The 5240-nt window shown below is 59.9% G+C and carries 5 protein-coding genes and 1 pseudogene (1 of these 6 only partly in view); 3 read left to right on the top strand and 3 right to left on the bottom strand.

The features are described 5' to 3' along the window. Positions 1–168: 168 nt before the first annotated feature. Genes ACIP1X_RS25350 through ACIP1X_RS25340 form a run of 3 tightly spaced genes read right to left on the bottom strand, consistent with a single transcriptional unit; the run spans position 169 to position 2552 of the window. Positions 169–564 carry a DNA polymerase III subunit chi gene (locus ACIP1X_RS25350; RefSeq protein ID WP_400755640.1) on the bottom strand — a complete coding sequence of 132 codons (396 nt, stop codon included), beginning with the start codon at positions 562–564 and terminating at the stop codon, positions 169–171. An 8-nt stretch (positions 565–572) separates the two neighbouring features. Beyond that, positions 573–1001 carry a DNA polymerase III subunit chi gene (locus ACIP1X_RS25345; protein ID WP_053117380.1) on the bottom strand — a complete coding sequence of 143 codons (429 nt, stop codon included), beginning with the start codon at positions 999–1001 and terminating at the stop codon, positions 573–575. A 60-nt stretch (positions 1002–1061) separates the two neighbouring features. Continuing rightward, positions 1062–2552, bottom strand: a complete 1491-nt coding sequence (locus ACIP1X_RS25340) for a leucyl aminopeptidase (RefSeq protein WP_400755639.1) — start codon at positions 2550–2552, stop codon at positions 1062–1064. 308 nt (positions 2553–2860) lie between these two features. On the opposite strand from ACIP1X_RS25340, the gene lptF reads away from it, so the two are divergent. The 3 genes and pseudogenes from lptF to lepA form a co-directional block, all read left to right on the top strand. Then, the gene (gene lptF / locus ACIP1X_RS25335) at positions 2861–3982 is read left to right on the top strand and encodes an LPS export ABC transporter permease LptF (RefSeq protein ID WP_053117386.1); all 1122 of its coding nucleotides are present in this window, start codon (positions 2861–2863) and stop codon (positions 3980–3982) included. After that, positions 3975–5036 (top strand): LPS export ABC transporter permease LptG, encoded by a 1062-nt coding sequence (lptG, locus tag ACIP1X_RS25330; protein ID WP_282356429.1) that lies wholly within the window; start codon positions 3975–3977, stop codon positions 5034–5036. The genes lptF and lptG overlap by 8 nt, the downstream gene beginning before the upstream one ends. A gap of 172 nt (positions 5037–5208) precedes the next feature. Next, a pseudogene (gene lepA, locus ACIP1X_RS25325) lies at positions 5209–5240 on the top strand (translation elongation factor 4); it runs 1758 nt beyond the window's last position.

Genomic DNA, 5240 nt, shown 5'->3' with positions numbered 1-5240 from the left:
GGGGGGTAGGCACTAATGTTGGAGTGGGCCTTTGTGGCGAGGGGATTTATCCCCGTTCGGCTGCGAAGCAGTCGTCATTCCCGTAAATATGCGTTGAGCATCAAATGCTGGGGCCGCTGCGCAGCCCAACGGGGATAAATCCCCTCGCCACAGGAGGCGCGGGGGGCTTTATTCGTATTGGCTGAGCAGCCTTTCCATCCGCGCATCGAGGCGCCGTTTGATTTCGGTTTCGATGTGCGGCGCGAAGTCGTCGATCACGTCTTGCATGATCAATTGCGCGGCGGCGCGCAGTTCGCTGTCGAGGTGGAGCAGGGCGTCCGGGCCTTTATTCACCGGTGTCGCAGGTTGCGCGGCCGGCGCCGGCGTTGGCGCAGGTTGCGGTTCGACGGCTTGCAGTTCATTGCCAACCGCTTCGAACAACATCGGAATTTGTTCCTGTTCACCTTCATCGACCGTATCGGTCAACAGCGGTGGTTGCAGGTTGTCGTCGCCGAGCAACTGACGGATCGATTCGAGATCGTCGAGCAGGTGTGTCGGCTTTTGCTGCGGTTTCGGAGTGTCCATTGGAATGCTCAGAGTCGCTGTAAACGGTGATCTTGCAGAGGATAGCCCTGTTCGCGGTAGAAGCGAAAACTCTCCCGCGCCGCGGCACGAATCGTCGGGTCTTCGACCACCACTTCCGCCACCCGGGCGAACTTGTTGGCGAAGGCCGGGACTTTCAGGTCGAGGTTGACCAGCAAATCCTGATGCTGACCGCAGTCATCACCCACACCCAGCACGATCAAACCGTCCGGTTCGCTGTCGGCAGGGCCATGCGGCACGAAGCTTTCGCCCTTGAACGCCCACAGACGCGCATCGAGATCGTCACGCTGGGCGGCATCGCTGCAATGCAGATAGATGCGGTGACCCATGCGCCAGGCTTTCTCGGTGAGCTTGCAGGCGAAGTCCAGGCGAGCCGAAGGGTCGGCGCTGGGCAGAATGTAAAAATCGACTTTGGTCATTGCGGTTCCAGAGCGGCAAGCGGCGTCACCCGAGAGTGACGCCGCCGCCCATCAGCGGGTTCAGGCTTTGGCGCGATCCAGCAGGTACTGGGTCAGCAATGGCACCGGACGGCCAGTGGCGCCCTTGTCCTTGCCGCCACTGGTCCATGCGGTGCCCGCGATGTCCAGGTGCGCCCAGTTGAGGTTCTTGGTGAAGCGCGACAGGAAGCACGCGGCGGTGATGGTGCCGGCTTTCGGGCCGCCAATGTTGGCGATGTCGGCGAACGGGCTGTCCAGTTGCTCCTGGTACTCGTCGAACAGCGGCAGTTGCCAGGCGCGGTCGTCAGCAGCCTGGCCGGCGCTGAGCAGTTGGCCGATCAGTTCGTCGTTGTTGCCCAGCAGACCCGAGGTGTGCGCACCCAGTGCGACGACGCAAGCGCCGGTCAGGGTGGCGATGTCGATCACCGCTTGTGGCTTGAAGCGCTCGGAGTAGGTCAGCGCATCGCACAGCACCAGTCGGCCTTCGGCGTCGGTGTTGAGGATTTCCACGGTCTGGCCGCTCATGGTGGTGACGATGTCGCCTGGACGGGTCGCGTTGCCGCTCGGCATGTTTTCCGCGCAAGCGAGGATGCACACCAGGTTGATCGGCAGTTTCAGCTCAAGCACGGCGCGCAGGGTACCGAACACCGAGGCAGCGCCGCCCATGTCGTACTTCATTTCGTCCATGCCGGCGCCCGGCTTCAGGCTGATGCCGCCGGTGTCGAAGGTGATGCCTTTGCCGACCAGTGCGTACGGCTTCTCGGATTTCTTGCCGCCGTTGTATTGCATGACGATCAGACGTGGCGGTTGCTCGCTGCCTTGGCCGACGGCGTAGAACGAACCCATGCCCAAAGATTTGATCTTCTTCTCGTCGAGGACTTCGACTTTCAGATCCTTGAATTCTTTGCCCAGGTTTTTGGCTTGTTCGCCAAGGAAGGTCGGGTGGCAGATGTTCGGTGGCAGGTTGCCCAGATCACGGGTGAAGGCCATGCCGTTGGCGATCGCGGTGGCGTGATTCACGGCGCGCTGCACTTCAGCCTGGGCAGCCTTGATGGTCAACAGGGTGATTTTTTTCAGTGCGCGCGGTTCGGCTTTCTGGCTTTTGAACTGGTCGAAAGTGTATTCGCCGTCCACCAGGGTTTCCGCCAGCAGACGGGTTTTGCCGTAGCTGTCGCGGTTTTTGACAATGACTTCATCCAGCGCCAGTACGGCGTCGCTGCCGTTCAGGCCTTTGAGAGTATTAAGGATGCCGGCAACGATTTTGCGGAACGGACGGTCGCCCAGTTCTTCGTCTTTACCTACGCCAACCAGCAGCACGCGCTCGGCTTTGAGGTTCGGCAGGCTGTGCAGCAGCAGGCTTTGACCGACTTTGCCGTCCAGATCGCCACGCTTGAGGACGGCGCTGATCGCGCCACCGCTCAGCTCGTCGACCTGTCTGGCGGCGGCGCCGAGTTTGCGGCCTTCACCGACGGCAACCACCAGGGTGGCGGTTTTCAACGTTTCTGGGCTAACGCTTTTTACAACCAGTTCCATGTCCGGATCCCTGAATGAATGGTCAACACGCAGGCGTTCGACGGTGTCCGCAGTCGCCTGCTTATAAATAGAAGAGGCGCAGGCCAAAGCCTGCGACAAGGGCCGCAGTTTGAACCTCGCTCCCCGCGCCTGACAACCCTCGGTTGTACGATCTGCAACGGATTACAGACATGGATGAGTGTGCGCAGTGACAGGCGCCCCCAATCACAGGATAATGCCGCATCTTTTTCCGACGGCTCTGCGTTGCGGGCCGGTCGGTGTGTTTGCTTGTTTGGCCGCCTTAGCCTGACAACCCTGGAGTGTCTGGTTTGATCGTCTTCCGTTATCTGTCCCGCGAAGTCCTGCTGACCCTCAGCGCCGTGAGTGCCGTGCTGCTGGTCATCATCATGAGCGGTCGCTTCATCAAATATCTGGCTCAGGCCGCTGCCGGCCAGCTCGATCCGGGCTCGTTGTTCCTGATCATGGGCTTTCGTCTGCCGGGGTTCTTGCAACTGATTCTGCCGCTGGGCCTGTTCCTCGGGATCCTGCTGGCTTACGGTCGCCTGTACCTCGAAAGCGAAATGACCGTGCTCTCGGCCACCGGCATGAGCCAGCAGAAGCTGTTTCGCATGACCCTGTTTCCGGCGACCCTGGTGGCGTTGGTGGTGGCATGGCTGAGCCTGGGCTTGGCCCCGCAAGGCGCCAACCAGTTTCAGTTGCTGCTGAACAAGCAGGATGCGCTGACCGAATTCGATACCCTCGAACCGGGTCGCTTCCAGGCGCTGCGCGACGGTACGCGGGTGACGTACACCGAAACCCTGACCGACGACCGGATCAATCTGGGCGGCGTATTCATTTCGCAAAAGAACCTCGGCGCCGACAAAAAGGATCGCGGGATTTCCATTCTGGTGGCCGAGTCAGGTCTCCAAGAGAGCCGCAAGGACGGCACCCGCTACCTGATCCTCAAAAACGGTTACCGCTATGACGGCAGCCCGGGTCAGGCGGATTATCGTGCGGTGCATTACGAGACCTACGGTGTGCAGCTGCCCAAGCCTGAAGTCAGTGAAGAAGTCACCGACCGTGACGCCATGCCGACCTCAGCCTTGCTTGGAAGTGATGACATCCGCTCCAAAACCGAACTGCAATGGCGTCTTTCCCTGCCGCTGCTGGTGTTTATCGTGACCCTGATGGCGGTGCCGCTGTCGCGGGTCAATCCGCGTCAAGGGCGTTTCCTCAAGCTGCTGCCGGCGATTCTTCTTTATATGGCTTACCTGACCATCCTGATTGCCGCCCGTGGCGCCCTCGAAAAAGGCAAGATTCCGCCGACCCTCGGGTTGTGGTGGGTGCACGCGATCTTCCTGTTTATCGGTCTCGGCCTGCTTTATTGGGAGCCTTTGCGCCTGAAGATGGCCAGCCGTCGCAGCGCTGCGCTGGAGGTGGCCCGTGGTTAAACTCGACCGCTACATCGGCAGCAGCGTGTTCATGGCGATCATCGCCGTGCTGGCGATCATTCTGGGTCTGGCGACGTTGTTCGCTTTTATCGATGAAATGAGCGACGTCAGCGACACCTACACGCTGATGGATGTGCTGAGCTTCGTGATGCTCACCGCGCCGCGCCGTCTCTACGAAATGCTGCCAATGGCCGCATTGATCGGCTGCCTGATTGGTCTGGGCAGTTTGGCCAGCAGCAGCGAACTGACCGTGATGCGCGCCGCTGGCGTTTCAATCGGACGAATTGTCTGGGCGGTGATGAAACCAATGCTGGTACTGATGCTGGCCGGTTTGCTGATCGGCGAATACGTCGCACCGGCCACCGAAAGCATGGCTCAAGCCAACCGCTCGCTGGCCCAAGGCAGCGGCGATGCGCAAAGTGCCAAGCACGGTATGTGGCACCGTCAGGGTGAAGAGTTCATCCACATCAACGCCGTTCAACCCAACGGTTTGCTGTACGGCGTGACGCGTTATCACTTTGACAAAGAACGTCATCTGCTGAGTTCGAGCTTCGCCAAAAAAGCCGAATTCGACAAAGATCACTGGCAGCTTAGCGATGTCACCACCACGGTTTTCCATGAGCGCAGAACCGAAGTGGTCAATGTGCCTGCCGAGCGCTGGGACGTGTCCCTGAGCCCGCAGTTGCTCAGCACGGTGGTGATGGCGCCGGAATCGCTGTCGATCAGCGGTCTGTGGGGTTACATCCACTATCTGTCTGAACAAGGCCTGAGCAACGGCCGTTATTGGCTGGCGTTTTGGGTCAAGGTGTTGCAGCCGCTGGTGACTGCTGCGTTGGTGTTGATGGCGATCTCGTTCATCTTCGGCCCGCTGCGTTCCGTGACCCTCGGTCAGCGTGTGTTCACCGGTGTGCTGGTCGGCTTCACCTTCCGCATCGTCCAGGATTTGCTCGGCCCTTCGAGCCTGGTGTTCGGTTTCTCGCCGCTGTTTGCGGTGCTGGTGCCGGCCGGTGTGTGTGCGCTGCTCGGTGTCTGGCTGCTGAGACGGGCGGGTTGATGCCGCCGGTTTTGCCAGTGTTTTAACCTCGAAAACGCCTCGGTCGACAGACCGGGGCGTTTTTGCATGCAATCCGGGTGACAGGTGAACGTGACGCTTGCGCCGTGTATCAGGTACAATTCCCGGCTATTTTTCGGCGGGCTATGCCTGCAGCCTTTTTGAGTGTTGATCCGTGAGTTATTTGAGTCATATACGCAATTTCTA

This window comes from Pseudomonas sp. NPDC088885, assembly GCF_044750025.1.
GTDB lineage: Bacteria > Pseudomonadota > Gammaproteobacteria > Pseudomonadales > Pseudomonadaceae > Aquipseudomonas > Aquipseudomonas rustica.
This window is presented reverse-complemented; position numbering and strand designations above follow the sequence as displayed.

Excerpts from the sequence above, each read along its gene's own strand:
- ACIP1X_RS25350 (WP_400755640.1), bottom strand. The coding sequence starts at position 564 with ATGGACACTCCGAAACCGCAGCAAAAGCCGACACACCTGCTCGACGAT.
- ACIP1X_RS25345 (WP_053117380.1), bottom strand. The coding sequence starts at position 1,001 with ATGACCAAAGTCGATTTTTACATTCTGCCCAGCGCCGACCCTTCGGCT.
- ACIP1X_RS25340 (WP_400755639.1), bottom strand. The coding sequence starts at position 2,552 with ATGGAACTGGTTGTAAAAAGCGTTAGCCCAGAAACGTTGAAAACCGCC.